We start from the raw sequence: 24,771 nt of genomic DNA on the forward strand, positions 1-24,771 counted from the left end.
GTCGACCATAGTATGTCTCCATGACACTGCCGCCGGCGTTCGACCCTGCCCATTGGACCGAGCGCCTGCGACTCGCGACCGACCCCACAGCGCAGAAAGCGCTCGGGATGAAGGGCGTCATACTCGTGGCGGTCTGTGTGGTCGGCCTGGCTCTCGGTGCTCTCCTGCTCGTGCTGGGGCAGCCGATGGCGGGCATCATCCTGCTGGTTCTCGGTGCGATCGGCGCCGTCGCATGGATCATCGTCTCAGCGAACGCACGGGCTGCGAGTTCGATGACGGGCGAGGATCTGATCGAGATCGTCGTCGCGGACGAGGGCGTGCTGGTTCAGGGCGGCCTACCGGTGCTCTGGAACGAGATCTCAGAGATCGCCTACACCTGGAATGCGCCGGTCACCTACACGGGCGGACTCGCGGCTGCGGCTGCGAACGCCTCGGGACGGATGCTCGACGAAGCCGGTGTGGATCGTTCCATGAAGGCGCTGACGATCTCGCTGCGCGACTACCCTTCCGTCAAGGCCCGCGCGACCACCAAACCCCGCCGAATGGTCCTTTTCGAACCGATGCTCGGAGGCGCCGCGACTGTGCACGTGGGCTTGCACGGCCGAAGTGCCGATGAGGTGCACCACGTGCTGCAACTCCTGGCGGCCGCGGCGACGCAGCACGGCATCCTCTTCACCCGCCGGACCTGACCTCGCCGTCCTTCCATACCCGAGTGATGAGCGGCACCCCTGGTCGATAGGCGAGGTGCACTTGGGTCGGCGCCTCGAGCAGTACGAGGTCGGCGCGTGCGCCTGGCGCGATCACACCGATGTCGTCGCGGCGCAGCGCACGCGCTCCTCCGGCGGTCGCCGCCCACAGCGCCTCGGTCGGAGTCATGCCCATGTCGCGCACGGCGATCGCGATGCAGAACGGCATGGACGAGGTGAAGCTCGAGCCGGGGTTGGTGTCGCACGCGAGCGCGACAGTGATGCCGGCGTCGATCAGCCGCCGTGCATCGGGATAGGGCTGGCGGGTGGAGAACTCTACGCCGGGCAGCAGCGTGAGCACGGTGTGTGAGCCTGCGAGCGCCGCGACGTCGTCATCGGTCAGGTAGGTGCCGTGATCGACGGATGCAGCGCCGAGTTCGACCGCGAGCCTCACGCCGCCCCCAGGGCCGAGTTGGCTGGCGTGCACCCGCGGGGACAGCCCACGCGCGATTCCGGCTTCCAGCACCCTGCGGGACTGATCGACAGTGAAGGCGCCCGTTTCGCAGAAGACATCGATCCATCGCGCGTACGGTGCGCAGGCATCCAGCATCGGCCCCGTCACCAGATCGACGTACTCGTCAGAGCGGTCCGCGTACTCCGCCGGGACCACATGCGCGCCGAGGAATGTGACCTCTGGGGTGACCTCTGCGGCGAGGCGCACGAGACGCTGCTCATCGGCGACGGTGAGCCCGTAGCCGCTCTTGATCTCCACCGTCGTCGTGCCCTGCGCGTGCATCTCATCGACGAATCCGTGCAGGCGAGAGCGCAACTCCTCGTCTGGCGCCGCGCGCGTCGCCGCGACCGTGGATCGGATGCCGCCTGCAGCATACTTCTGCCCCGCCATGCGGGCTTCGAACTCTGCGGCTCGATCGCCGGCGAACACGAGGTGGCTGTGGCTGTCCACGAAACCGGGGATGACGGCGCGACCGGCCGCATCGACCACCTCGGCCCCGCCCGCCGAAAGAGCGTCCTCAGCCGCCCCCATCCACGAGATCCGCTCGTTCTCGATCATCACTGCGGCGTCGTGCAGCGTTCCGACGTCGGTGCAGGTCGTCAGTTCTCCGATGTTCGTGATGAGGGTGCTCATAGCATCGGGATCTTCAGCCCGCGTTCACGGGCGACGTCACGTGCATGCTCGTAGCCGGCATCGACGTGGCGCATGACGCCGGTGCCAGGGTCGTTGGTGAGCACGCGCTCGAGCTTCTCGGCGGCGAGCGCGGTGCCGTCGGCGACGCACACCTGGCCGGCATGGATGCTGCGCCCGATGCCGACGCCTCCGCCGTGGTGCAACGACACCCAGGACGCACCGGATGCCGTGTTGAGCAGCGCGTTCAGCATCGGCCAGTCGGCGATGGCATCCGAACCGTCCTTCATGGCCTCGGTCTCGCGATACGGCGAGGCGACGGAGCCCGAGTCGAGGTGGTCACGGCCGATCACGATCGGCGCTTTCAGCTCGCCCGACGCGACCATCTCATTGAACTTCAGTCCTGCAAGGTGCCTCTCCTTGTAACCGAGCCAGCAGATACGAGCCGGCAGCCCCTCGAAGTGCACCTTCTCTCCCGCCCGCTGCAACCAGCGGTGGAGGGCGGCGTCTTCGGGGAAAAGCTCTGCGATCGCACGGTCGGTCTTGAAGATGTCCTCCGGGTCGCCTGAGAGCGCCACCCAGCGGAACGGACCGCGTCCCTCTTCGAACTGCGGCCGGATGTATGCCGGGACGAAGCCGGGGAACTCGAAGGCGCGCTCGAAGCCGCCGAGCTCGGCCTCCCGGCGAATCGAGTTCCCATAGTCGAAGACGGCGGCGCCGGCATCCTGGAATCCCACCATCGCAGCCACGTGCTGAGCCATCGACTCGCGTGAGCGACGAGTGAACTCCTCCGGATCCCGCTCCGCCGCGCTCTTCCACTCCGCCACCGACATGCCGGCCGGCAGATATGCCAGTGGGTCGTGCGCGCTGGTCTGGTCGGTCACGATGTCGATCGGTACTCCGCGGCGCAGCAGCTCGGGGAAGACCTCGGCCGCGTTGCCGACGACTCCGACAGAAAGCGCCTCGCCGGCCTCCTTCGCTGCGACAACCCGTGTCACCGCGACATCGAGGTCGGAGGTGTATTCGTCAAGGTATCCGTGCTCCACACGGCGTGCCAGGCGCGTCTCATCGACGTCGACGATGAGCACGACGCCGTCGTTCATGGTGACGGCCAATGGTTGTGCCCCGCCCATGCCCCCGGCGCCACCGGTGAGGGTGAGCGTGCCGGTGAGAGATTCGCGTCCGAGTGAGCGTGCCACGGCGGCGAAGGTCTCGTACGTTCCCTGAAGGATGCCCTGCGTGCCGATATAGATCCATGACCCGGCGGTCATCTGCCCGTACATGGTCAGGCCCAGCGCTTCCAGCCGCCGGAACTCCGGCCAGGTCGCCCAGTCACCCACGAGGTTCGAGTTCGCGATCAGCACGCGCGGTGCCCACGCGTGGGTGCGGAACACGCCGACCGGCTTCCCCGATTGCACCAGCAGCGTCTCGTCCGGCTCGAGCTCGTCGAGCGTGCGCACGATCGCTTCATAGGCCTCCCACGAGCGCGCAGCCTTCCCGGTGCCGCCGTACACGACGAGATCTTCCGGGTGCTCCGCGACCTCTGGGTCGAGGTTGTTCATCAGCATCCGCTTGGCGGCCTCTGCACCCCAGCTCTTCGCGGTGCGCTCGGGGCCGCGGGCGGCGCGGACGATGCGGGACTCAGACATGTGCGTTCTCCTTCGCAGTCCGGGCGACGGCGCCCGATCGGACGAGTTCGGTGACGGCTTCCATCTCCGGCGAGAGGAAGCGATCGGGCCCTGGTCCTTCGGCGACGGTTCGCACGAGGTCGCGCACCGCCGCGGTGGCCGGCCCGGCCTGCAGTGGCGCCCGCAGGTCGAGAGCGCGAGCGCCGGTGAGCACTTCGATGGCGAGCACACGAGTGAGACCGTCGATCGCGCGGCGCAGCTTGCGGGCGGCTGACCAGCCCATCGACACGTGGTCCTCCTGCATCGCCGATGACGGGATGGAGTCGACGGATGCCGGCACGGCGAGGCGCTTGAGCTCGGAGACGATCCCCGCCGCGGCGTACTGCGCGATCATCAGTCCGGAATCGACGCCCACCTCGTGGGCGAGGAACGGCGGCAGGCCGCGGCTGCGCGCCGGGTCGAGGGCGCGGTCGGTGCGGCGCTCGGAAATGCTTGCGACATCGGCGACGCTGATCGCGAGGAAGTCCAGCACGGCGGCGACGGGCGCGCCATGGAAGTTGCCGTTCGACTCGATGCGCCCGTCGACGGTGATGACCGGGTTGTCGATGACGCTGGCGAGTTCGCGCGATGCGATGGTCGCGGCGTGTTCCATCGTGTCGCGAGCGGTGCCGTGCACTTGCGGTGAACAACGCAGCGAGTAGGCGTCCTGCACACGACCGTCCTCGGGGCCCGCGTGGCTGGACACGATCGGGGAGTCGGCGAGGAACGCCCGAAGGTTCGCGGCCGAGAGCGCCTGACCGCTCTGCGGACGCAGCGCCATGAGATCGGCGGCGAACACGGCGTCCGTGCCGAACTGGCTCTCGATGGACATCGCCGCGGCGAGGTCTGCGGTGGCGAGCAGCATCTCGAGATCATGCAGCGCGAGCACGAGCATGCCCAGCATCCCGTCGGTGCCGTTGATGAGAGCGAGGCCCTCCTTCTCGACCAGCACGAGCGGTTCGATGCCCGCGGCGGCGAGTGCTTCGGATGCTCGCACGAGGGCTCCGGATGCATCGCGCACATCCCCTTCTCCGAGTGCAGCGAGCGCGATATGCGCGAGCGGGGCGAGGTCTCCCGAGCAGCCCAGCGAGCCGTATTCGCGCACCACCGGCGTGATGCCGGCGTTCAGCATTGCGGCGTACGTCTCCACGACGAGACGGCGCACGCCAGTGCGGCCGGATGCAAGAGTCTGCAATCTCAGCAGCTGCAACGCCCGCACGACCTCGGTCTCGACCTCGGCGCCAGTGCCTGCCGCATGCGATCGGATGAGGCTCGCCTGCAGCTGATGACGGCGCTCGGGGACGATGAACGTGGTGGCGAGTGCGCCGAATCCGGTCGAGACGCCGTAATGCGGGTGCGGATCCGCGGCGAGCGCGTCGACGACTCCCCTGGTCTGCGTCACACGTTCCAGCGCTGCGGGATCGAGTGCGACGCGCTCCCCGTGACGGGCGACGGCGACGACATCTGCAGGTGACAGCGGCGCAGCGCCGACGAGAACGGAATCAGTCATGCTCTGATTCCACACCGACGCGCTGGCGCCGGACAGGGGTTGGTGACATCCTTTGTCTGTGATCCCAGACAGCGAGCATCCGCAGGTGCCGGCCGCCGAGCACACGCTGCGCATTCTGCGTCATCTCGCCGCGCGCACCGCTCCCGTAGCGGCATCCGCGATCGCACGGGACCTCGGCCTGCCCCGATCCACCGTATATCACCTGCTCACGACGCTCGCAGCGTACGGGTTCGTGCTCCATCTTCGCGAAGAGCAGCGCTGGGGTCTGGGCACGTCGGCCTTCGAACTGGCCGGTGGCTACGCACGCCAGCAGCCCCTCGCCCGGCTCGGGCGACCGCTCATCGCGTCACTCGCCGATCGGATCGGTGAGAGCGCGCACCTCGCCGTGATGAGCGGAAGCGATGTGCTCTACATCGTCGAGGAACGCGCCCCGCGACGTCCGGCGCTGGTGACGGAGGTCGGTGTGCGGCTGCCGGCGCACCTCACAGCGACGGGTCGTGCGATGCTCGCCGCCCTCCCCCGCGAGCAGGTGCGAGCGCTTTATCCGGATGCCTCCGCCTTCCCCTCGCGAACGGGACTCGGCCCCACTCGTCCGAGCGAACTGCGTGAACTGCTGCGCAGCATCCGCGCCACCGGTTTTGCCACCGAAGACGGCCAGGTGAGCGCCGGTCTCTCCTCCGTCGGCGTCGCTGTCATCGACCGCTCCGGCTGGCCGGTTGCCGCCGTGGCCGTCACGTGGCCGGAGGATCAGACGGCCCGACGCGACGTCGACGAGCTCGCCGCGGTGGTCGACGACACCGCGCGCGAACTCGCCAGGCGACTTCAAGGCCGAACCGGAACCTGACTTCCGCGTCAGAGCAACGCGCCGCCTGTCGCATCCAGATACTGACCAGTGACCCAGCGCGCGTCGTTCGAGACCAGGAAGGCCACGACATCGGCGACGTCGGGTGGCGTGCCGATGCGATTGAAAGGAGACATGGCCGAGACCGCATCCCGCGCGTCGGTGCTCGTGCGCAGCCACCCCGCGTTCATGTCGGTGTCGATCACTCCGGGGGCCACCGCGTTCACGGTGATGCCCCGCGAGCCCAGATCCTTCGCGGCACCGAGGATCATGGTGTCCAGCGCTGCCTTCGACATCGAGTACGCCAGGAGATCCGGATCGGCGCGCTTGGTCAGCCCTGTGGACATGGTCACGACGCGACCGCCGTCCGCCAGTCTGTTCTGCGCCTGCTGCAGCAGGAAGAAGACGGATCGCGTGTTCACCGCGAAGAGCTCGTCGAACCACTCGGCACTCGTGGACGCCAGCGACCCGGCTCCGGCGACGCCGGCGTTCGCGACGAGAATGTCCAAGCCTGTCGATCCGGTTCGCTCGCGAAGTTCGGCGTCGAGCTGAGCGAACAGGACGTCCGTGCCGCTCGGGGCGCTGAGGTCCGCTCCCACGGTGAACGCGCGCCCGCCCGCTGACGTGATCGCAGCGACGACGTCGCGCCCGGAGTCCGCATCCCTTCCATGCACGGCGACCAGCGCACCATCCGCGGCCAGTCGTTCGCTGATCGCACGCCCGATCCCCCGGGACCCACCTGTCACCAGGGCCGTCTTACCGTCGAGTCCACCCATTGCACATCTCCTTTTGTGTATTGATCACTACAAAATGAAACATAGCGCATTAATGTATCGACCGCTACAGTTCAACTATGGGCCGCCCACGTACGTTCGACCGTGACACCGCACTCGCGTCCGCGATGCAGCTGTTCTGGCGCAACGGCTACCAGGGCACCTCGATCAGCGATCTCACGACCACGATGGGCATCGCGCCGCCGAGTCTGTATGCAGCGTTCGGTGACAAGCGGCAGCTGTTCGACGAGGCCGCAGATCTGTACCAGAGCCATCCGGCCTCGTTCGCGACACGAGCGCTGCTCGAGCCGACCGCACGAGCGGCGATCGCCCGGCTTCTGCACGATGCCGCCTTGGAGTACACGAAGACCGGCCAGCCGAGAGGATGCCTGATCCTGTCGGAACCTCTGCTCGGGCGCCACAGGGAACAATCTCGCCGAGCGCTGACCGAGCGCCTCGAGCAAGGACGCACCGACGGCGACCTCGACGCGGAAGTCGATATCAACGCGCTCGCGGACTACATCACAGTCGTCCTCAGCGGTCTGTCCGCTCAGGCTCGCTACGGTGCAGATCACGTCCAGCTCGTAGCCGCAGCAGACGCGGCGATGCGCTCCTGGCCCGGCTAGATCCTCGCCGCCTCCTCGTTCGCCCCGCTCTGACAAGACTCTGACAAGAGGGGCCGGCCACGCAGGAAATCGACGAATGTCGATGCCTGCAGTGACCGGCCCGAGGGAACCCGATCGCGCTGGTCAGCCGTTCGCACCCTTGCGAGGCTTGATGAACGATTCGGGCTCCTGCTTCGCACGCTTGGCCGCGCGCTTCTCCTTCAGTGAGGTCTGAGCGACCTTCTTGCTTCCCTTTGCTGATGGTGCTTTGCCTGACATCTGACTCGCTTCCCCTCCGGTTGGCTGGCGTGCGTGACCTCCGACCATAGCCGGTACCCACCCGAAGTCAAATCACCCGGTGAGAGGCGAAAAAATTGCCGCGTGTTCCGTCGGCTGATCCGGCGAGCGTTACGCTCGAAGGGTGCTCGATACTCTCACCGGATTCGTCGTCGTGGGACTCGCCATCGCCGTCGGGTACATCGTCGGTCGCATCGACCTGCTCGGCGAGCACGCCCGCTACGTCCTCGGACGCCTGACATTCTTCGTGCTCTCGCCGTTCCTGCTGTTCACGGTGCTCGCCCAGGCCGATGCCAGGGTGCTGTTCTCGTCATTGCTGCCGGTGTCTGCCATCGCCGCGGTGGTCGTGATCGCGGCGTACACGCTGATAGCCAGACTGATCTGGAAGCGCAACGTCGGCGAGACCGTGATCGGCGCGCTTTCCGCCGGGCAGGTCAACTCGAACAACATCGGCATCCCGCTGTCGCTGTACCTGCTCGGCAGTGCCGCGTATCCGGCACCGGTGATCCTGCTGCAACTCCTCGTGTTCACACCGATCTCATTGACGATCCTCGACGCCGTCACGAGCGGGAAGACGTCGGCGTGGCGCACCTTCGTGCGCACGGCTACCAACCCGATCATCCTGGGCTCCGCTCTCGGCACGCTCGTGTCGGTGCTCGGCATCGATCTGCCCGCGATAGTGATGGAGCCGGCCGTCCTGCTGGCGAACGCCTGCGTCCCGGTGCTGCTGATCAGCTACGGGATCTCCCTGCACGGGCAGCGAGTTCTCAGCTCCTCCCACCACCGCCGCGATGTGCTTCTGGCCAGCTCGTTGAAGCTGATCGTCATGCCGGTCATCGCCTGGGTCGTCGCCCAGTTCGTCTTCGGTCTGTCCGCACACGAGGTACTGATCGTCGTGGTGCTCGCGGCTCTGCCCACCGCGCAGAACGTCTTCAACTACTCGCAGCGCTACGACATCGGCGAATCGATCTCGCGAGACACGGTGTTCATCACGACGGTAGGTTGCGTTCCGGTGCTGCTGGCCGCGACGCTGCTGCTGGGTTAGTGCTCTTGGGTTGAGCGGGCGGGCCTGCAAGAGTGTGAGCATGAGCGCACTCCGCATCCTGCACCTCAGCGATACGCACTTCTCCGGTGACGGCGGCCGCCACTACGGCGTGGTCGACACCGGCGAGCACCTTCGGCGTGCTCTCTCCCACGTCGGGCACCTCACGTTCGATCTGGTCGTCGTCTCCGGCGACATCAGCCAGGACGGTTCGGAGGAGTCATACATTCAGATTCGGGATGCTGTCACACCGTGGGCCCTCGCCCGAGGAGCTCGCGCCGTCTTCGCGATGGGCAATCACGATCGGCGCGACGCCTTCCGCGCGGTGCTGGGCGACGGACAACCGGATGCCGATGAGCGGCAGTTGCCCGGAATCGACCTCGACCGCCCGGTGGCATCGGTCGTCGACCACGACGGCTGGCGAATCGTGGTCCTTGACAGCTCGGTTCCGGGCGCCGGGTACGGCAGCCTGGAACCCGAGCAGCTCGCCTTCCTGAAGGAGGCCGTCGCCGCACCCGCCGTTCACGGCACAGTGGTGGTCGTGCACCACCCGCCGCTGCGCGCGCAGACCGAGCTGCTGCAGGCGCTTGCGCTGGACGAGCACGACGGGCGAGCGCTCCTCGACGTCGTCCGGGGCACGGACGTGCGTGTCATCCTCAGCGGCCACTATCACCTCCCGATCACCGAGATCGTCGCCGGCGTGCCCGTGACCGTGGCACCCGGCGTGACGAACATCTCACGCGCATTCGCAGATCCGGCTGAGGAGTCCGCGATCGACGGCTTCGGAGGCGCCGTCGTGACCGTCGAGCACGACAGCGTGCGCGTCGTACCGTTCCTCGAACGTCTGACGCCCGACGACGTCGTCTTCCATTACGACGCCGATGTCGTCGCGCAGATCATCCAGGAGGCGGGACGCGCAAGTTGACGCAGCCTGGTGGATCTCACTACGGCACTGTGATCGTGTTGCCCGGGCCGACGGTCACGGCATTCTCGGCGAAGTCACGGCGACCTCGCTCGTTCATGAGTTCGGCCGCCCGAGTGTCGGGGTCGGGCATGGGCACGCCGTCGTCGTAGCCGAACCGGACGGAGTGGAGTTGTCCGTCGATCATCGTCCCGTCGGCGCGGAGCCGCACGGACAAGTAGGCGCCGTAACGCGTCGAGGCGTCGACTCCGAAGACTCCGCCGCCGCCGAAATTGCCAAGACTGTAGGCGATGAGTCGGCCGCGGTACCACTCCATGCCGCGCAGCACGTGCGGTCCATGACCGATGACAAGGTCCGCGCCCGTGTCGATGGCTGCGTGGGCGAACGCGACCGGATCGCCGCGGTTTTCGCCGTACATGTATTCGGTGCCGGGCGTCACGACATCCGCGGCAGCGCCTTCGGCGCCCATGTGCGCCTGCACGACCACGATGTCCGCATGTTCGGTGGCGGTGCGCACGATCGAGCGCACGTGGCGCAAGTCGGTGACCCGGTTGAAGTCCGCATACGGCGCGAACCCGATCATCGCAACGGTGACGTCGCCCACCTGAGTGTATTCGATCTCATCGCGGTCGCCCACGGTGCGGATGCCGACGGCGTCGAGTGCGGCTCGCGTCTTCTCGTACCCCGCCTGCCCGAAGTCGCGACTGTGGTTGTTCGCAAGGTTCAGGATGTCGAACCCGACCAGACCTTCGGCTGCGACGGGGTCGCTGCGGAAGGCGAAGCAATCTGAACTCTGTCCGCATTTGTCGTATCCCGTGTCCGGGGAGATCGCCTGCTCCAGATTTCCGGTGACGATGTCCTGTGTGAACCATGGGCGCACGCTCTCGAAGTGGCTGGCGCCGTGGTCGGCCGGGACTGCGTGTCCGACGTCGTAGAGCAGGATGTCGCCCACGGCCCCGATGCTGACCTCCCCGGCGCGCGAAGCGGGCTGGGTCGTGATCTCGGAGGTGTGGGGCGGCACCGCTGCGGCACTGGTTGCCGAGATGCCGATCGCCGCGAGGATGAGGATCATCGCCGGGGTGCGCCACGGGAGACGATGCGCAGGGCGGTGCACGTCACCCGCCCTGGCAGGTGGCCGCGTCAGCCGGCGAGCGGGCAGGTCGAGCAGCCAGGACAGCCGATCACGGGAGATGAAGTCGCCGATCGCCGCGCTGACGGCGATGACGACCGTGGTGAGCACGACGGGAAGCAGGACGGCAGCGATCAGTTGCACGGCCATCCTGGCATCCGAGATCCAACCCACCAGCACGGCATCCGCAAGAGCGAGGACGGGCATGTGGATGACGTAGATCGGAAGCGTCCGCCTGCCAAGCCAGGCCAGGCCCCGCCCGAGCTGCGCGACCTCAGCCAGCAGGGGTGCGATCGCGACCCCTGCGGCGACGCCGAGCAGCGAGACGGCGAGCCAGACGCCGGGTACCGTCTCCAGTCCCACGACCCGTACGACTGCGAAGGCTGCCAGGTAGACCATGAGGGACGCCGCCGCGAAGCGCGGACGGACGCGAGAGGCGAATCGGCGGATCTGTGTCGAGAAGCGGGTGCCGATCAGGAAGAAGAGCAGGTTGGCGATCAGTGAGCCTCGGTTGCTCACGATGTCGATGAGACCCGCTGCGACCGCGACGGACAGCGCCGCAGCACCGGTGAGCAGAAGCCATGACGGCAGTCGCCGCAGCCCCTTGGCCACGATGAAGTACAGGGCGAGCGCGTAGAGGTACCAGACATTCGGCGGGCTGATCGTCACGGCTTCTATGAACTCGGCCACGCTGCGTGGGACAAGGGTGGGGAAATCGGGAAACGCCCAGAGCGCCGCCGTATGGATGAGTGTCCACAGCACGTACAGATACAGGTAGCGCACGACGCGCCCCCGGAAGCACGCGGCCCAGGACCGCTCGACCGCACTCGCGGCGAAGCAGCCGGAGATGAGGAAGAAGAGCGGCATCCGCACCGGGTAGGTGACGTCGGCGATCACGCCCCAGACCCCGGGGATGGGGACACCGATGCGCCAGTCGATCTGCAGGTAGGTCTTCAATACGACATGCCAGAAGACGACGAGGATGATCAGCAGGCCTTTAGCTGTGTCCGCCCAGGCCAGTCGGGCACCAGGGCCCGCCGCAGGGCCGATCACTCAGGCTGCCCGATCGGCGCGAGTACCGCACCCTGCTGCGGCCGATGCCCGACGGCGTGAAGGAGCTCGGCGATGAATCCGGCGTAGTCGAGGCCGGTCGCCGCATACATCAAAGGCACCTGGGACCGTTCGGTCATCCCGGGTGCGGTGTTCACCTCGTTGAGCACAGGGCCTCGGTCGGTGAGGAAGAAATCGAAGCGTGCCACACCGGCGCACCCGAGCCCCTCGTACATCAGCACGGCCGCGTGACGGATCGCCGTCTCGTCGGCGTCGCTGATCGGCGCGGGCACAGTGAACTTCGCACTGCCGTCGTACTTCTCCGCTGCGCCGAACACGCTGCCAGGGGTGACGCCGATCTCGAGTGCGGCCCCGAAGCGCAGTACGCCGTGACGATCGCGGAAGACCGCGATGTCCACTTCCCTCCCGGCCACGTACTCCTCGATCAGCACGGTGTCGCCGAACACCCGTGCCCGGCTCACCGCCTGGGCGACGCCGTTCGGATCGGCGACGACGAAGACGCCGTTGCTGGAACCGCCGGCTGCGGGCTTGACGACGAACGGAGGTTGCAGGCCCATCACAGCGGCATCGATTCCTGGCCTGGCGACCCGCGCCTTCGCCGTCGCGATGCCGAGCGATTCGGCGATCAGTTTCGTGGCGTGCTTATCCATCCCGAGCGCCCCGGCGCGCACTGGAGAGCCCGCGTAGGGGACGCCGCACAGTTCGAGCAGGCCCGCGATCGCACCGTCCTCACCACCGACTCCGTGCAGCACGGGAAACGCGATGTCACAGCCGGTGAGCGTCTCGACGGCGCGATACGCGGGCAGAACGGTGCCGTGCTCGTCCTGCCAGGATCCGTCTTCGCCGATGCTCAGCGGGACAGCCGTGTGGTTCAGCTCGCGGATCGCGCGAACGACGGAGGCAGCGGATGCGCGGGAGACGGCGTGCTCGTCATTCGAGCCACCACCGACGACGGCGATCCGAATGGGCGTGGACTGTGACATGAGGTGTCTCCTTGCAGCTGGTGCGATTCGCGCTGTGTCGCGTCGAGGGTGCGGTGAATGCGATGGGCGCGGGTGCCGACGCGGGTGAGCATCTCGTGTTCGATCGTGTGCGACCATTCGGCCCACTCCGCGACGGTGGGCTCGCCGTCCCGTCCGGGGCCGAAGATCGTCACCGTCTCGCCGGGCTGCAGCAGTTCGTCGCCGGTGTCGACGACGACCATGTCCATCGAGATCCTGCCCACCAACGAGCGCCGCCTGCCTCGTGCGAACACCTGCGCCCGCCCGGACGCGGCGCGGGGAAGACCATCGCCGTACCCGATAGGCAGGAGCACCAGATGGGTGCGGGCCGGTGTGGTGAAGTCATGCCCGTAGCCCACACCGGTGCCCGCCGCCACCTCGCGGGAGGACACGACCGTCGAGGTCAGGGTCAGCGCGGGCTGCAGGAAGTCGGTCGTGCGGGACGGATCGACCCCGAAGAGACCCGCGCCGATCCGATGGATACCGAACCCGCTTCCCTCACCTGTCAGCGTCGCCGCGGTCGCGGCGAGATGGAGCATGTGCGGGTTCAGAGCGCGGCGTCTGGCAGTGCGCACCGCATTCTCGAAGACCAGGCGTTCGCGCGCGTTCTGCGGATTGCCCGGGTCATCCGCGCACGACATGTGCCCCATCACCCCGACCACACGGATGATGCCGGCCGCCTCGTACTCTCGCGCGAGCGTGCACAGCGCCGGCCAGTCGCGTGCCGCGCAGCCGTCCCGGCCGATACCTACGTCGATGTGCAGATGCACCCGTGCCGTTGTTCCCGCGTGCCGTGCCGCCCTGGCGACGGCGTACAGCAGTTCGAGACTCGGTACGGCCAGTTCGATGCGCTCGCGCAGTGCCGTCTCGAAGTCCGCGTCCAGGGTGTTGAGCCAGCTCAGGATCGGGGAATCGATGCCCACTGCACGCAGCGCGAGCGCCTCGTCGATGCAGGTCACGCCGATCGAGCCCGCCCCGGACTCGAGCACCGAGCGAGCGACGTCCCCGTGCCCGAATGCGTCAGCCTTGAGGACGGCCATGAGCCGTCCCCCGGTCAATGCGTGAAATCGCTTGGTGTTCTCACGGATCGCATCGTCATGGACGATGAGTTCCGAGGCGGGTGATCGCATGGGATCAAGTCAAATGATCAGCGTGTTGCCGCAGCGTATCCGGATTCGGATACGGAAACGATATGAGGCCTGGGCGCACCGACTGCACGCGCTTCGCGGTCGCGGTATGCAGTGGGCTTCCGCCTCGATGCCGGGCCGCACGAAACACGACAGGCCCCGCGGAAACAGAACAGGCCCCGCCGAAGCGGAGCCTGTTCTTCACTGTCTCAACACAGTGTGGACCTAAGGGGATTCGAACCCCTGACCTCCTCGATGCGAACGAGGCGCGCTACCAACTGCGCCATAGGCCCGTGAACCTCAGCTAGATTATCACGCTCGAAAGGTGCGCCGCGCCGAGGCGGTGCTCAGCCAGCAGCACGGCGCTCGAGAAGCTGTCGCACGTGCTGTTCGATCTCTGCGTCATCCACGAACCCCATCCGGGCATATGGAGAGGAGGCTTCCTTGGCAGCGGGCAACGGCACCGGTGCCGGCGCCGCCATCTGCTCCGCGCGCTCCCGAAGTGCGGCCACTCGAGCGGCGCGACGCAGCTCCTGCTGCGCCTCGATCTCCGCCCTCGCGATCTGGGCGGCTGACCCGGCGACAGCCACCAGCGGCTCGGGCAACCGCCGCGGCGTCCAAGACGCCCGACCTTGATCATGCAACGGAGGAGAGACCCGCACCGGTGCGTCCTCGATGACGACGGGCGCAGGCCGGTTCGCGGCACGGCGAGCCACCGATGCCATCTTCTGCAGGGTCGCAGCAGCCACGAACGCGAGGGCACCGCCGACCCAGATCAGCAGTTGTGTGCCACCGATCAGCAGCTGCCACACACCCAGCCCCGCCACGGCGAGGCCGGCCGACAACAGCACGGTGCCGACCACCCGCACGCGCCGGCGGGCACGCGCCTGTCGCACCACGGGGTCGGCGCGTGTCGCGGCCAACTCCTCACGGAGCCGCACCAGTTCGACCGCTTCCTTCTCCGACTGCAGTCGCTTCGCGAGCTTCTGCTGCGCGTGCGCGGTGCGTGCGTTGAGCTCGAGATGCACCTCTGCCGGCGTCTCACTCGTCTCCGCGAGCACGCGCAGGGCCTGGTTCAGCCGCACTGCGTTCCGCTCGGAGGCGTTGTACTGGTAGCGTCCGCGCCACGACGGCAGCAGATACAGCATCCAGAGCAGCACGGCGACGAGGACGATAACGCCCCCACTCAGCACCGGCCCATCCATAGGGTCAACGGTATGCGACCGGGCGCCGCCTGCCCCTCAGTCCCGGGCGCGTGTCGCCACGGCGCGAAGAGAATCTCAGATCGAGAGACGGTCCGAGGGCGGAACCATCGCGGCTTCCTGCGGCGCGCGCCCGCTCACCCAACGCGCGAGCACGCCCTCCGGGGCGTCCTCACGAGTGAGCGCGAAGGCGTAATGATCACGCCAGTCGCCATCGATGTGGATGTAGCGACGCCGCAGCCCCTCGTATCGGAAGCCGAGCTTCTGGACGACGCGCAGGCTCGCCTCATTCTCCGGCCGGATGCAGATCTCCATCCGGTGCAGTCCGAATTCTCTGAACGACGCGTCCGTCGCGAGCGCCACGGCCGTCGGCGTGATGCCCTTACCGGCGAATCGCTCACTGACCCAATAGCCGATGGTGGCCGAGCAGAGAGATCCGCGCGCCACACCCCAGACATTCAGCTGCCCGGCGATCTCACCCTCGTGTTCCATCACGAACGGGTATCCCCCGCCGTCACGGTACTGCTGCAGCAGGCGACGGATGCTGACGCGCATGTCGAACGACGCCGATCCGTTCGGGATCGTCGCCTCCCAGCGCTGCAGCCATGCACGGTTGCTCAGCAGCTCGTGCTGCAGCACGCGGGCATCACGAGTTCGGATGAGCCGAAGCTCGACCGGACCGTGACGGTGCCCCTGCAGCAAGTCCATACGCACCTCGCGCTCCGGAACGCCTAGAGGCGCTCGCTGAATTCCTTCAGCCACGGCCGCAGCTCTGCGCCGAGGTCATCTCGGTCGGTCGCGAGCTGCACGATCGCCTTGATGTAGTCGACGCGATCGCCTGTGTCGTAGCGCCGTCCTCGGAAGATCACGCCGATCACGCCAGGGCCCTCTGCGTCTGCCGCGAGTTCCTGCAACGCGTCGGTGAGCTGGATCTCGCCGCCCTTGCCCGGCTCCGTGCGCTCCAGGATCGGGAAGACCGCGGCCGGCAGGATGTAACGGCCGATGATCGCGAGGTTGGAGGGTGCGTCCTCGGGAGCGGGCTTCTCCACGAGGTCAGTGACGCGCACGATGTCGGCATCGTCGGTCGCCTCGACGGCGGCAGCACCGTAGAGGTGGATGCTTGAGGGCTCGACCTCCATCAATGCGACGACGGTCGCCCCGGTGCGCTCGTTGATCTCGATCATGGTGGTCAGCAGCTCATCGCGCTCGTCGATGAGATCGTCGCCGAGAAGCACCGCGAACGAGCTGTCGCCGACGTGCGCCTTGGCCCGCAGCACGGCGTGCCCCAGGCCCTTGGGCTCACCCTGGCGAAGGTAATGGATGTCAGCCAGATCGCTGGACTTCATGACGCGCTCGAGGCGGGCCATATCGCCCTTCTCCGTGAGCTTCACTTCGAGTTCCGGCACGGAGTCGAAGTGATTGGAGATCATGTTCTTGTTGCGGCCGATGATCACGAGGATGTCATCGATACCGGCGGCGGCGGCTTCTTCGACCACGTACTGGATAGCCGGCTTGTCCACCACCGGAAGCATCTCCTTCGGCATCGCCTTGGTCGCAGGAAGGAAGCGCGTGCCGAGGCCGGCTGCCGGAATGACTGCCTTCATTTTCTGGTGTCCCATCTGGCCAGCTTAGCGGGGGCCCTCACGGCATAGACCCGTAGACTCGAGGCATGTCCACCGACATCGAGCAGGAGAAGCGCGCCTTGCGTGCGGAGCTGCGTGAGCGTCGACAGCTGCTCTCCGACGCTCAGCGCGCGGCTGCAGCCTCCGGCATCCACGATCAGCTCGATGCTCTCGTCGATGCGCACTCGGCCGCATCGATCTCATGCTTCCTCTCCGCCACGACAGAGCCCGGCACCCGGGCATTCGTCACCGCAGCCGTTCAGCGGGGCATCCGCGTGCTGTTGCCCGTCACGCGAGCCGACGGGCTGCTGGACTGGGCGGTCGCTGACGAAGAAGGCGACGTCGCCGAGGGACTGTTCGGGCTTCCGGAGCCGACCGGCGAAGTGCTCGGCCCCATCGCGGTGAACGACGTCGACCTCATGATCATCCCCGCGGCCGCCGTCGACCTGACCGGCATGCGCCTCGGGTGGGGTCGTGGCTATTTCGACAAGACCATCGGTTCCATGGAGAAATGCCCTCCGGTGTATGCGGTGATCTATGATTCCGAAGTACTCGATTCCCTTCCGCGAGAAGTGCACGACCAGCCGGTCACCGGCGTCGTGACCCCCACTCGCACCCTCACCCTGTCGCCAGCGCGGCACTGATCCATCCGAGACGATATGCCCACCTATGCCTATGCCTGCACGTCGTGCGGCCACCAGTTCGACGCCGTCCAGAGCTTTTCCGAGGACGCCCTCGCCATCTGCCCGGAGTGCGGCGGAGCGTTGCGGAAGCAGTATGGATCGATCGGCGTGACGTTCAACGGCTCGGGCTTCTATCGCACCGATTCGCGGAGTGGCGGCGGCGAAAAGCCGAACTCTTCGTCATCATCGAAGTCGGAGACGTCGACGAGTTCCGCCCCGGCGCCCGCAGCGACTCCAGCCTCGACCTGAGGTCTGCTTCGACAAATGGGGGTTCCCGTGTTCCAGGGATTCAAAGAATTCATCACCAAGGGCAATGTCATCGACCTTGCTGTGGCCGTCGTCATCGGCGGTGCGTTCACAGCGATCGTGACCGCTGTCGTGGACAGCATCATCACGCCTCTCGTCGCGCTGTTCTATCAGCCGGACGCATCGGGCAACATCGGACCGACGCTCACCGGCATCTACGGCCAGTCGGTCACCTTTCCTCTGGGCAACCTGATCACCGCGCTGATCAGCTTCCTGGCGGTCGCGCTCGTCGTGTACTTCGTGTTCGTCGTGCCGATGAACACGTACAAGGAGCGCCAGGCGGCACGCAACCCCGCCGTCGAGGAGGACACTCTGCCGAGCGAGCAGGAACTGCTCATCGAGATCCGCGATCTGCTCCGCAAGGACGCACTGAACTGACGCGATTTCCCAGTTCGAGGCCCTCATCTCCACGCGGAGGTGGGGGCCTTTCAATAGTGCGGGGGCACGTCTTCCTGCATGCGAGCATCGTTCGGGCCGGCGTCACGGCCGATCTTCTTCTCGCGCGCAGGGTTCGTCGCCACCTCCGGTGACGGGTCGGTGCCAGGGGCCGGGGTGAGACGGGCGCGACGACTACCCGGCACCCGCACGATCCGCTGTCGTTCGGGCTCCGGTGATGTCTGGTCAGACATCGCCGGGAAGGTCGATCGGCTGCGTGTCGGTGTCGGACTTCACGGCATCCGCAGCGATGCCGAGCACCGCCGCGATGCGCGATGCCGCTGTCACCGGGTCGCTGTAGAGGTCGAATGCGTGCACGCGCACGTAGTGCCATCCCAGGCGGCGCAGCACGTGCGGGCGCAGGCGGAGCGTCTCCCGCAGCGACTCTCCGCGCGACTCCGGATCGGACTCGATGACGACCGCCTTGCCGCCATGCTGCGCGACAAGCGGCAGAAGACCGCGGTAGTCGACGTCGACCGATGCGCCGAGTCGGCGCAGTTCGCGCGCGAGAGCGAGCGTGAGCGGGTCGGCGAGGTCCTCAAGGCGCGAATCGCGGCTGCGGGTGGCGAGTCCGCCGAGGATCGACATGAGAGTGGATGCGCCGTGCTCCAGCCGTCCGTCGTCGAACGACGAGGGACGTATCGACGAGACCAGCACCATCGAACGGCGCGCCCTGGTCATCCCGACCGTCAACAGCCGCTCCCCGTCCGGCGTGGACAGGTCACCGAAGTCGCTGAGCACGCGGCCGTGCTTCGTCAGACCGTAGCCCAGCGAGAAGATGACGCGGTCGCGACTCTCGGCCACCGATTCCTCGAGGGTGAGAACAGCGAACGGCTCAGCCGTGTCGCGGCCGACGAAGTCGGCGACATCCGATCTGCCCGCGAACGCGCTGGTCACGGCAGCCCTCACACGCTCGGAGTGGCGAGCGCTCGCGGTGATGACCATGAGCGATTCAGAGGGGCGGTGCACCGCATGCTCGACGACGAGCGTCACCACGCGAGCGACCTCGGCGTCAGGGCTTTCGACCGCACCCGAGATCGGATCGGGTGCGCCGACCCCGCCCTCGACGTAGTCGACAGTGAGACTGCCGCGCCCGAGATAGGAACCGGCCCATGGCAGCGAGATGATCTCGCCGCCGTAGAACGCATCGTTGATGAGTTCCGCGAGGTCTTCTCCCCCGGCACGATAGCTGCGGGTGAGCGTCATGACAGGAAGCAGTTCAGCGAGGCGCTCGAACACCGAGACGTCGTCGAACGGCACCTCCGCCTCCCATTCCCGGTCGGCATCGACAGCGACCTCGAACGGGGTGGGGCGCTGCGTGACCGGGTCGCCGAAGGCGACCACCTGGCGGGCCCTCCGGATCGCCGGCGCAGCCTCGGCGAGGTTGATGGCCGCGGCATCCACCAGCAGCACGGCGTCGAACTCGACAGAGTCGGGGATCTCAGGCACCTGGTACGGCGACGAGATCCATGCCGGGGCGAGCACGTTCATGAGGGTCGGTGCGGCGCCGATGATCTCGGCGGTCGACGGCACGCCCTGGGTGAGAGCGCGCCGCAGATGCTGTGATTCCGTGGGCTCATCGACGATGGCGATGCGCCACTGATTCGCCAGCTGCCAGGCCAGGAGCGGACCGGCCATCGATGCGTGCGCCTCGTCCACGAGACGGAAGTCGCGCTCCAGCCGATCGACGACCGCGGTGTTCGCGCCGAGCAGGGCGCGGTCGTCCTGCAGCGCCCGCTCGAGAAGAGACTGCCACCAGGCGAACTCCAGCTCCTCCGCAACCTGGTCCTCGGCGACGTGACGCACCGAGAGCTCTGCGAGCAGCGGTTCGAGGCCGAGCGTCGCCAGCGTGTCACGGATCGTCGCCCGCTCGACGAGATTGTCGAACACGTCGGAGCGCGCGGCGAGGCCTGCGAGGGTGCGCACCAGTCGCTCGACGGGCAGCGAGGCCAGCGGCTCACGCCGCCCGAGTGCGACGTCGAGCTCTGCCAGCTCGGCGCTCACGCGCTGCCACGATCCATAGACATCGGAGAGACCGAGCGGGATCTCCGGGGCCACACCCGCGTCGACGAACCGCTGCCACTGCGTACGCTGCTGCTGGATTCGCAGCAGCGCCTCGTGCATCTCTGTGATGTGCACGCCGGGGCGCACGTACTCCTTGGCGAGGCGGCGCAGACGACGTCGATTCGCGCCGGACATGCCTGGCGTGTCACGACGTGAGCCGTGTGCCTGGATGAGCTCACCCAGCGGGCGCTCGAAGACGGTCGGGCTGAAGCGGTCGAGCGAGTCGCGGATGCCCTCGATCAGCCGCAGGTATTCGCCCAGCTCATCGATCGTCGCGAACGGGCGCATGCGGGTCTGGGATATGAGCTCGTAACCCCGTTCCAGCAACGCAGGAACGCTGGAGGCGTGCAGTCTGCCGGCGAGCTCATGCGCCGAGCGCGCGGCCTCGGTACTGCTGAAGGTCACTCCGTACCAGGGCGAGTCATTCGGACCGAAGCGGAACTCTCCGAGCCGAGCCGCCTGCACCAGCGCGGCAGCGGCGGCGGTACGGTCTCCGGCGAGACGGCGGAGCGTCTCGGTGCTCAGTCGTGCCGTGGTCGATGGCGGCGTGGGGAGCGATGCGAGCCTGGCGAGGTGGCGGGTGGCATCCAGCACCGACACGTCGAGCCCTGCCACCGGGGTCGTCAGGGCCTTGCGGTAGTCGCGCAGCACGGTGCGCAGGCGCACCAGCGCGTCGTCGACGTCACTGACCTTGGGCGAGGTCGCCTTCTCATTGCGTCCGATCGCACGGACGAGATCGCGGCGGATTCCTGCCGGCGAGACAGCCAGGCTGTCCAGGGCGATCCCTGCCAGTCTGTGACGCACGCCGTCGAGCGTCGAGCGTCGGGCGGAGACGATGAGAACGCGCTTCCCGGCCCGCACCAGCTCACCGAGCGCGTTGATCACCGTCTGCGTTCCGCCGGTTCCTGGAAGCGTGGCGACCACCAGCGAGTGCCCGGCGGAGATGCGAGCGAGCACAGACTCCTGTTCGGCATCGGCGTCGAGCAGCAGTGTGTCCGAGGCTGGTGCGCGATCATCCGCACTCGTGACGTGCGGTTCCGCCCGAGCCGCGGTGACCTGCTCACGGTCGGCTACGTGGCCTGCGAGCGCATTGAGAAGTGTGTGATCGAGCGACCTGCTGTCGCGAGCCATCGCCGCACCGACGTCCGCGAAAGTCGAGACGACCAGTCGTGGCAGCACGGTGAAGGTGTCGATGGATTGGGTCGCCGCGCGAAGACTGTCGATGACCGGCTGCGGTTTGAAGATGCCGCCGTCGTAGGCGAGGGAGGCAAGGGCATCGGCATCGATAGTGATGCCGAAGTGCTCGCGGGTGACGCGCACGAGCTCGGGGTTGACGATGAAGGCGCCCTGCAGCTTCAACTCGAAGTCGGTGTGATGCCGGCGGATGGCGAGCGGGCGCAGCAGAACAGGAGCTGCGAAGTCCGCTCCTCCGATGCGCCATCCGGCAAGCCCGACGGCGAGGTGCACCGCCTCGATGCCCCGCACGGTGCGCAATTCGGTGTGCTTCGCGGTGATGCGCTCTGCGGCCAGGCGAGCGGTGCGCAATCCCACTTCGTCACGGAACAGGTTGGAGAGCAGAGTGGATCTGCCGGTGATGAATTGCGGCAGGCTCCCCGGGTGCGCGCGGGAGATGTCGATCCCGCCCTCGACCGTGTCGCGATAGGTGACCAGCGGCGATGGTCCGCCGAGGTCCGCGGCTTCGGCGCGAAGTCTGGTGCGTTCGGCGTCGGCGATGTGTGCGACCGCGATGGCCGTCTGGTCGCCCTGCTGGTCGCCGAGAGTCATCGCGGCTTCCGCTGCCGCGGCATCCGCAGCCTTCTCTTCACGTCGCCACACACAGGACAGACTAGGCTCCGACCCCGCGCACTCCCTGTATCCCGGGCGGGTTTCACCGGATTGGCCCACTTTTCCTGCACATTCGGCCTCTCACCGATGCTTCTCCCCCACCCGCGGCGCCGAATGCACGCGCGTCGGCCGCGCACGTCAGGATGGGTCATGACGTTCCGCTACGACTTCGCCCCCACCCCGTTCGGCGATGCGCTCGTGGTCTTCTCCGACGAGGGGATCGTGCGCTTCGATCTGTCCGAATCCGTCGATCCCACTGTCCCGTGGCTCCTTGAAGACATCTCCTCCCGCCTTCACGCGGTGCCGGTTCCCGACCCTGGCGCCGCGGATGAGCTCGCGCATCTGCTCGACGACTACTTCGCCGGCGACGCGGTGCGGTTCGCCGATCACGTGCGGCTCGACTGGCGTCTGATCGACGGTTTCCACCGCACTGCCCTGCAGGCGATCACTTCCATCGAGTGGGGCCAGACCATGAGCTACGGTGAGGTCGCCGTGGTCGCTGGCAGCCCCGGTGCGGCACGAGCCGTCGGCACGGCGTGCCGGCTGACGCCGTTCTCGATCATCGTGCCGGTGCACCGCGTCGTGCGCTCGGACGGCAGTCCCGGTCAGTACGGCGCTCATCCGGAGCACAAGCGCTATCTGCTCGATCTGGAGCGATAGACGACAGGAACCCCCGGGGAGTGGGCCCCCGGGGGTTCCTGCTGATGGTGGATGACCGCTGCTAGTGCTCCGTCGCCTTCTCCGCGCCGAAGCCGGTGAGCGAGCGCACGTCCATCTCGGCCGCGAGCTGCGGCGACTCGGCCGTACGGCTCGTGATGGTGCCGAGCCACCCCAGGATGAAGCCGAGCGGGATCGACACGATTCCGGGGTTGTTCAGAGGCCAGATGGCGATATCGATGCCAGGGATCATCGCGGTCTCCGAACCGGAGAACACCGGCGACAGGACGATCAGGATGATCGCCGATGCGAGACCGCCGTACATGCTCCACACGGCCCCGCGGGTGTTGAAGCGGCGCCAGAAGAGCGAATACAGGATCGTAGGCAGGTTCGCCGATGCCGCGACGGCGAAGGCGAGCGCGACGAGGAAGGCGATGTTCTGCCCCTGCGCGCCGATGCCTCCGAGGATCGCGAGAATGCCGATGACGATCACCGTTCGTCTGGCGACTCTGACCTCCGCGTTGGGGTCGGCGTCGACCGGGGTGCCATCGGTCTTCTTCCGCCCCTTCTGGATGACGTTCGCATAGATGTCGTGCGCGAACGACGCTGCCGCTGTGATGGTCAGCCCGGCGACCACCGCAAGGATCGTCGCAAAGGCGACGGCCGAGATGAAGCCCAGCAGCAGCGGTCCGCCCAGATACTGCGCGAGCAGAGGAGCGGCCGAGTTCACGCCGCCTGGCGCCGCCGTGATGACCTCTGGCCCGACCAGGGCTCCTGCGCCGTAACCGAGCACCAGCGTCAACAGGTAGAACCCGCCGATGAGCCAGATGGCCCACACCACCGAACGTCGCGCCTCCTTCGCCGTCGGCACCGTGTAGAACCGCATCAGCACGTGGGGCAGACCGGCGGTGCCGAGCACCAGGGCCATGCCGAGCGAGAGGAAGTCGAGCGGATTCGCGCCGTACTGCAGCCCGGGTGCGAGTATCGCCTCACCCTGCGGGGACTTCGCGACTGCGGCCTCGAGCAGCGTGTTCAGGTTGAAGCCGTTCAGCGCGAGCACCCAGATGGTCATGACGATGGCGCCGGCGATGAGCAGGACGGCCTTGACGATCTGCACCCAAGTGGTGCCCTTCATCCCGCCGATGAGCACGTAGACGATCATCAGCACACCGACCACGCCGATGACGATCGACTGCCCGAGGCGTCCATCGATGCCGAGCAGCAGCGAGACCAGCCCGCCGGCGCCCGCCATCTGCGCGAGCAGATAGAAGAAGCACACGGCCAGTGTCGTGAGCGCTGCGGCGAGGCGGATGGGGCGCTGCTTCAGACGGAACGAGAGCACATCCGCCATGGTGAATTTGCCGGTGTTGCGCATGAGCTCTGCGACGAGGAGCAGCGCGACGAGCCAGGCGACCAGGAATCCGATCGAGTAGAGAAAACCGTCATATCCGTTCACGGCGATCGCACCGCAGATGCCGAGAAAGGATGCCGCTGACAGATAATCGCCGGCGATCGCGAACCCGTTCTGCGGCCCGGTGAATGATCTGCCTGCTGCGTAGTAGTCGGCTGCCGTCTTGTTGTTCCGGCTGGCGCGGATGACGATGAAGAGGGTCACGGCGACGAATGCCGCGAAGATCGCGATGTTGAGAATGGGGTTGTTGTCGGCGTCGGGTGTCGCCGTCATGGGGAGTGCGTTCATGCCTGCGCCTCTGTCCTCTCGAGCTCTTCACGAATCTCCTGCGCTTTCGGATCCAGTTTCCGGTTCGCGAACGAGACATAGGCCATCGTGATCACGAACGTCGAGACGAACTGCCCCAATCCCAACAGCAATCCGACGGTGATATCGCCCCATACGCGCTGGGCCATGAAATCGGTCGCGAATGCCGCCAGCAGCACATACGCGAAATACCAGATGAGGAAGAACGCGGCCATCGGGAATATGAATGAACGCTGGGTCTTCTTCAGCTTCTGGAACCGCGGTGATTCCTCGACGGCGATGTAGTCGATTCCACCTGCCGGTTCAGAGTCGATTCGGTCGGTCATGGGGCCTCCTTGCCACATGTCGGGAGCCCGCACAGTAGTGCCGTGCGGGTGGTAGGGTCGACGCTACGAAACGGGGAGCGGCGTCGTCACCCCCGAAAG

Annotated in this window: 24 protein-coding genes and 1 tRNA gene; 9 read left to right on the forward strand and 16 right to left on the reverse strand. The window is 67.0% G+C overall.

The genetic code is table 11. The annotated features are described in order from the left end of the window. Window positions 1–20: 20 nt before the first annotated feature. Complete coding sequence (locus tag QFZ46_RS02365) at window positions 21–689, forward strand: hypothetical protein (protein WP_307357917.1); 669 nt, start codon at window positions 21–23, stop codon at window positions 687–689. Here the strand turns inward: QFZ46_RS02365 and hutI are convergent. The 3 genes from hutI to hutH are packed head-to-tail and all read right to left on the reverse strand — an operon-like array spanning window position 673 to window position 5,007. Then, window positions 673–1,833 (reverse strand): imidazolonepropionase, encoded by a 1,161-nt coding sequence (hutI, locus tag QFZ46_RS02370; RefSeq protein WP_307357918.1) that lies wholly within the window; start codon window positions 1,831–1,833, stop codon window positions 673–675. The two genes, QFZ46_RS02365 and hutI, sit on opposite strands and share 17 nt — an antisense overlap. Next, entirely contained in the window at window positions 1,830–3,479 is a 1,650-nt protein-coding gene (gene hutU, locus QFZ46_RS02375; RefSeq protein ID WP_307357920.1) for a urocanate hydratase, read from the reverse strand. The genes hutI and hutU overlap by 4 nt, the downstream gene beginning before the upstream one ends. Continuing rightward, window positions 3,472–5,007 carry a histidine ammonia-lyase gene (gene hutH / locus QFZ46_RS02380; RefSeq protein WP_307357923.1) on the reverse strand — a complete coding sequence of 512 codons (1,536 nt, stop codon included), beginning with the start codon at window positions 5,005–5,007 and terminating at the stop codon, window positions 3,472–3,474. Before hutH ends, hutU begins: the two co-directional genes overlap by 8 nt. Before the next feature lie 52 nt (window positions 5,008–5,059). On the opposite strand from hutH, the gene QFZ46_RS02385 reads away from it, so the two are divergent. Continuing rightward, on the forward strand, window positions 5,060–5,851 hold the full coding sequence (locus QFZ46_RS02385; RefSeq protein WP_373457633.1) for an IclR family transcriptional regulator: 792 nt from the start codon (window positions 5,060–5,062) through the stop codon (window positions 5,849–5,851). A gap of 8 nt (window positions 5,852–5,859) precedes the next feature. Here QFZ46_RS02385 and QFZ46_RS02390 read toward each other — a convergent pair whose 3' ends face one another. Beyond that, entirely contained in the window at window positions 5,860–6,624 is a 765-nt protein-coding gene (locus QFZ46_RS02390; protein WP_307357924.1) for an SDR family oxidoreductase, read from the reverse strand. A gap of 77 nt (window positions 6,625–6,701) precedes the next feature. On the opposite strand from QFZ46_RS02390, the gene QFZ46_RS02395 reads away from it, so the two are divergent. Continuing rightward, complete coding sequence (locus tag QFZ46_RS02395; RefSeq protein ID WP_307357926.1) at window positions 6,702–7,247, forward strand: TetR/AcrR family transcriptional regulator; 546 nt, start codon at window positions 6,702–6,704, stop codon at window positions 7,245–7,247. 123 nt (window positions 7,248–7,370) lie between these two features. Here the strand turns inward: QFZ46_RS02395 and QFZ46_RS02400 are convergent, their stop codons facing one another. Further along, window positions 7,371–7,505 carry a hypothetical protein gene (locus tag QFZ46_RS02400; protein WP_307357927.1) on the reverse strand — a complete coding sequence of 45 codons (135 nt, stop codon included), beginning with the start codon at window positions 7,503–7,505 and terminating at the stop codon, window positions 7,371–7,373. Window positions 7,506–7,647: 142 nt separating this feature from the next. On the opposite strand from QFZ46_RS02400, the gene QFZ46_RS02405 reads away from it, so the two are divergent. Both QFZ46_RS02405 and QFZ46_RS02410 read left to right on the forward strand, forming a co-directional pair. Next, window positions 7,648–8,568 carry an AEC family transporter gene (locus QFZ46_RS02405; protein WP_307357930.1) on the forward strand — a complete coding sequence of 307 codons (921 nt, stop codon included), beginning with the start codon at window positions 7,648–7,650 and terminating at the stop codon, window positions 8,566–8,568. 40 nt (window positions 8,569–8,608) lie between these two features. After that, window positions 8,609–9,490 carry a metallophosphoesterase gene (locus tag QFZ46_RS02410; RefSeq protein WP_307357931.1) on the forward strand — a complete coding sequence of 294 codons (882 nt, stop codon included), beginning with the start codon at window positions 8,609–8,611 and terminating at the stop codon, window positions 9,488–9,490. Between the two features lie 19 nt (window positions 9,491–9,509). Here QFZ46_RS02410 and QFZ46_RS02415 read toward each other — a convergent pair whose 3' ends face one another. The 7 genes from QFZ46_RS02415 to galU all read right to left on the reverse strand — a co-directional run bounded on the left by QFZ46_RS02415 (window position 9,510) and on the right by galU (window position 16,636). Then, a complete protein-coding gene (locus QFZ46_RS02415; RefSeq protein WP_307357932.1) occupies window positions 9,510–11,669 on the reverse strand; it encodes a CapA family protein in 2,160 nt (719 codons plus the stop codon). Then, on the reverse strand, window positions 11,666–12,670 hold the full coding sequence (locus tag QFZ46_RS02420) for a D-alanine--D-alanine ligase family protein (protein WP_307357934.1): 1,005 nt from the start codon (window positions 12,668–12,670) through the stop codon (window positions 11,666–11,668). Before QFZ46_RS02420 ends, QFZ46_RS02415 begins: the two co-directional genes overlap by 4 nt. Further along, window positions 12,559–13,818 carry an alanine racemase gene (gene alr / locus QFZ46_RS02425; RefSeq protein WP_307357936.1) on the reverse strand — a complete coding sequence of 420 codons (1,260 nt, stop codon included), beginning with the start codon at window positions 13,816–13,818 and terminating at the stop codon, window positions 12,559–12,561. Before alr ends, QFZ46_RS02420 begins: the two co-directional genes overlap by 112 nt. A 217-nt stretch (window positions 13,819–14,035) precedes the next feature. Continuing rightward, window positions 14,036–14,108: transfer RNA gene (locus tag QFZ46_RS02430), tRNA-Ala, on the reverse strand. 54 nt (window positions 14,109–14,162) lie between these two features. Beyond that, a complete protein-coding gene (locus tag QFZ46_RS02435; RefSeq protein ID WP_307357937.1) occupies window positions 14,163–15,020 on the reverse strand; it encodes a hypothetical protein in 858 nt (285 codons plus the stop codon). A 75-nt stretch (window positions 15,021–15,095) separates the two neighbouring features. After that, window positions 15,096–15,725 carry a GNAT family N-acetyltransferase gene (locus QFZ46_RS02440; RefSeq protein WP_307364475.1) on the reverse strand — a complete coding sequence of 210 codons (630 nt, stop codon included), beginning with the start codon at window positions 15,723–15,725 and terminating at the stop codon, window positions 15,096–15,098. 23 nt (window positions 15,726–15,748) lie between these two features. Next, window positions 15,749–16,636, reverse strand: a complete 888-nt coding sequence (galU, locus tag QFZ46_RS02445; RefSeq protein WP_307357938.1) for a UTP--glucose-1-phosphate uridylyltransferase GalU — start codon at window positions 16,634–16,636, stop codon at window positions 15,749–15,751. 50 nt (window positions 16,637–16,686) lie between these two features. Here galU and QFZ46_RS02450 point away from each other — a divergent pair, with 50 nt between their 5' ends. The 3 genes from QFZ46_RS02450 to mscL are packed head-to-tail and all read left to right on the forward strand — an operon-like array spanning window position 16,687 to window position 18,006. Further along, a complete protein-coding gene (locus QFZ46_RS02450; protein ID WP_307357940.1) occupies window positions 16,687–17,283 on the forward strand; it encodes a 5-formyltetrahydrofolate cyclo-ligase in 597 nt (198 codons plus the stop codon). A gap of 15 nt (window positions 17,284–17,298) precedes the next feature. Continuing rightward, window positions 17,299–17,571, forward strand: a complete 273-nt coding sequence (locus QFZ46_RS02455; RefSeq protein WP_307357943.1) for an FmdB family zinc ribbon protein — start codon at window positions 17,299–17,301, stop codon at window positions 17,569–17,571. 27 nt (window positions 17,572–17,598) lie between these two features. Next, window positions 17,599–18,006, forward strand: coding sequence for a large conductance mechanosensitive channel protein MscL (gene mscL, locus QFZ46_RS02460; protein ID WP_307364477.1), 408 nt, complete (start codon window positions 17,599–17,601; stop codon window positions 18,004–18,006). Between the two features lie 50 nt (window positions 18,007–18,056). Here mscL and QFZ46_RS02465 read toward each other — a convergent pair whose 3' ends face one another. Next, complete coding sequence (locus tag QFZ46_RS02465) at window positions 18,057–18,257, reverse strand: hypothetical protein (protein ID WP_307357945.1); 201 nt, start codon at window positions 18,255–18,257, stop codon at window positions 18,057–18,059. Next, window positions 18,250–21,912: an AAA family ATPase gene (locus tag QFZ46_RS02470; RefSeq protein ID WP_307364480.1), complete on the reverse strand. Its 3,663-nt coding sequence runs from the start codon at window positions 21,910–21,912 to the stop codon at window positions 18,250–18,252. The genes QFZ46_RS02465 and QFZ46_RS02470 overlap by 8 nt, the downstream gene beginning before the upstream one ends. Before the next feature lie 210 nt (window positions 21,913–22,122). Between QFZ46_RS02470 and QFZ46_RS02475 the strand changes: the two genes are divergently transcribed. Next, window positions 22,123–22,632, forward strand: a complete 510-nt coding sequence (locus tag QFZ46_RS02475; protein WP_307357947.1) for a methylated-DNA--[protein]-cysteine S-methyltransferase — start codon at window positions 22,123–22,125, stop codon at window positions 22,630–22,632. Window positions 22,633–22,693: 61 nt separating this feature from the next. Here QFZ46_RS02475 and QFZ46_RS02480 read toward each other — a convergent pair whose 3' ends face one another. Together QFZ46_RS02480 and QFZ46_RS02485 are read right to left on the reverse strand one after the other, a co-directional pair. Further along, window positions 22,694–24,328, reverse strand: coding sequence for a solute symporter family protein (locus QFZ46_RS02480; RefSeq protein WP_307357948.1), 1,635 nt, complete (start codon window positions 24,326–24,328; stop codon window positions 22,694–22,696). Continuing rightward, window positions 24,325–24,672 (reverse strand): DUF485 domain-containing protein, encoded by a 348-nt coding sequence (locus tag QFZ46_RS02485; RefSeq protein ID WP_307357949.1) that lies wholly within the window; start codon window positions 24,670–24,672, stop codon window positions 24,325–24,327. Before QFZ46_RS02485 ends, QFZ46_RS02480 begins: the two co-directional genes overlap by 4 nt. Window positions 24,673–24,771: the final 99 nt, after the last annotated feature.

The organism is Microbacterium murale, from assembly GCF_030815955.1.
GTDB classification, from domain to species: Bacteria; Actinomycetota; Actinomycetes; order Actinomycetales; family Microbacteriaceae; genus Microbacterium; species Microbacterium murale_A.

Coding starts and splice junctions, on each gene's coding strand:
- QFZ46_RS02475 (WP_307357947.1), top strand. CDS start 22,123: ATGACGTTCCGCTACGACTTCGCCCCCACCCCGTTCGGCGATGCGCTC.
- QFZ46_RS02480 (WP_307357948.1), bottom strand. CDS start 24,328: ATGAACGCACTCCCCATGACGGCGACACCCGACGCCGACAACAACCCC.
- QFZ46_RS02450 (WP_307357940.1), top strand. CDS start 16,687: ATGTCCACCGACATCGAGCAGGAGAAGCGCGCCTTGCGTGCGGAGCTG.
- QFZ46_RS02485 (WP_307357949.1), bottom strand. CDS start 24,672: ATGACCGACCGAATCGACTCTGAACCGGCAGGTGGAATCGACTACATC.
- QFZ46_RS02410 (WP_307357931.1), top strand. CDS start 8,609: ATGAGCGCACTCCGCATCCTGCACCTCAGCGATACGCACTTCTCCGGT.
- hutU (WP_307357920.1), bottom strand. CDS start 3,479: ATGTCTGAGTCCCGCATCGTCCGCGCCGCCCGCGGCCCCGAGCGCACC.
- QFZ46_RS02395 (WP_307357926.1), top strand. CDS start 6,702: ATGGGCCGCCCACGTACGTTCGACCGTGACACCGCACTCGCGTCCGCG.
- galU (WP_307357938.1), bottom strand. CDS start 16,636: ATGGGACACCAGAAAATGAAGGCAGTCATTCCGGCAGCCGGCCTCGGC.
- QFZ46_RS02390 (WP_307357924.1), bottom strand. CDS start 6,624: ATGGGTGGACTCGACGGTAAGACGGCCCTGGTGACAGGTGGGTCCCGG.
- hutH (WP_307357923.1), bottom strand. CDS start 5,007: ATGACTGATTCCGTTCTCGTCGGCGCTGCGCCGCTGTCACCTGCAGAT.
- hutI (WP_307357918.1), bottom strand. CDS start 1,833: ATGAGCACCCTCATCACGAACATCGGAGAACTGACGACCTGCACCGAC.
- QFZ46_RS02365 (WP_307357917.1), top strand. CDS start 21: ATGACACTGCCGCCGGCGTTCGACCCTGCCCATTGGACCGAGCGCCTG.
- QFZ46_RS02400 (WP_307357927.1), bottom strand. CDS start 7,505: ATGTCAGGCAAAGCACCATCAGCAAAGGGAAGCAAGAAGGTCGCTCAG.
- QFZ46_RS02440 (WP_307364475.1), bottom strand. CDS start 15,725: ATGGACTTGCTGCAGGGGCACCGTCACGGTCCGGTCGAGCTTCGGCTC.
- QFZ46_RS02420 (WP_307357934.1), bottom strand. CDS start 12,670: ATGTCACAGTCCACGCCCATTCGGATCGCCGTCGTCGGTGGTGGCTCG.
- alr (WP_307357936.1), bottom strand. CDS start 13,818: ATGCGATCACCCGCCTCGGAACTCATCGTCCATGACGATGCGATCCGT.
- QFZ46_RS02465 (WP_307357945.1), bottom strand. CDS start 18,257: ATGTCTGACCAGACATCACCGGAGCCCGAACGACAGCGGATCGTGCGG.
- QFZ46_RS02435 (WP_307357937.1), bottom strand. CDS start 15,020: ATGGATGGGCCGGTGCTGAGTGGGGGCGTTATCGTCCTCGTCGCCGTG.
- QFZ46_RS02470 (WP_307364480.1), bottom strand. CDS start 21,912: ATGACTCTCGGCGACCAGCAGGGCGACCAGACGGCCATCGCGGTCGCA.
- QFZ46_RS02455 (WP_307357943.1), top strand. CDS start 17,299: ATGCCCACCTATGCCTATGCCTGCACGTCGTGCGGCCACCAGTTCGAC.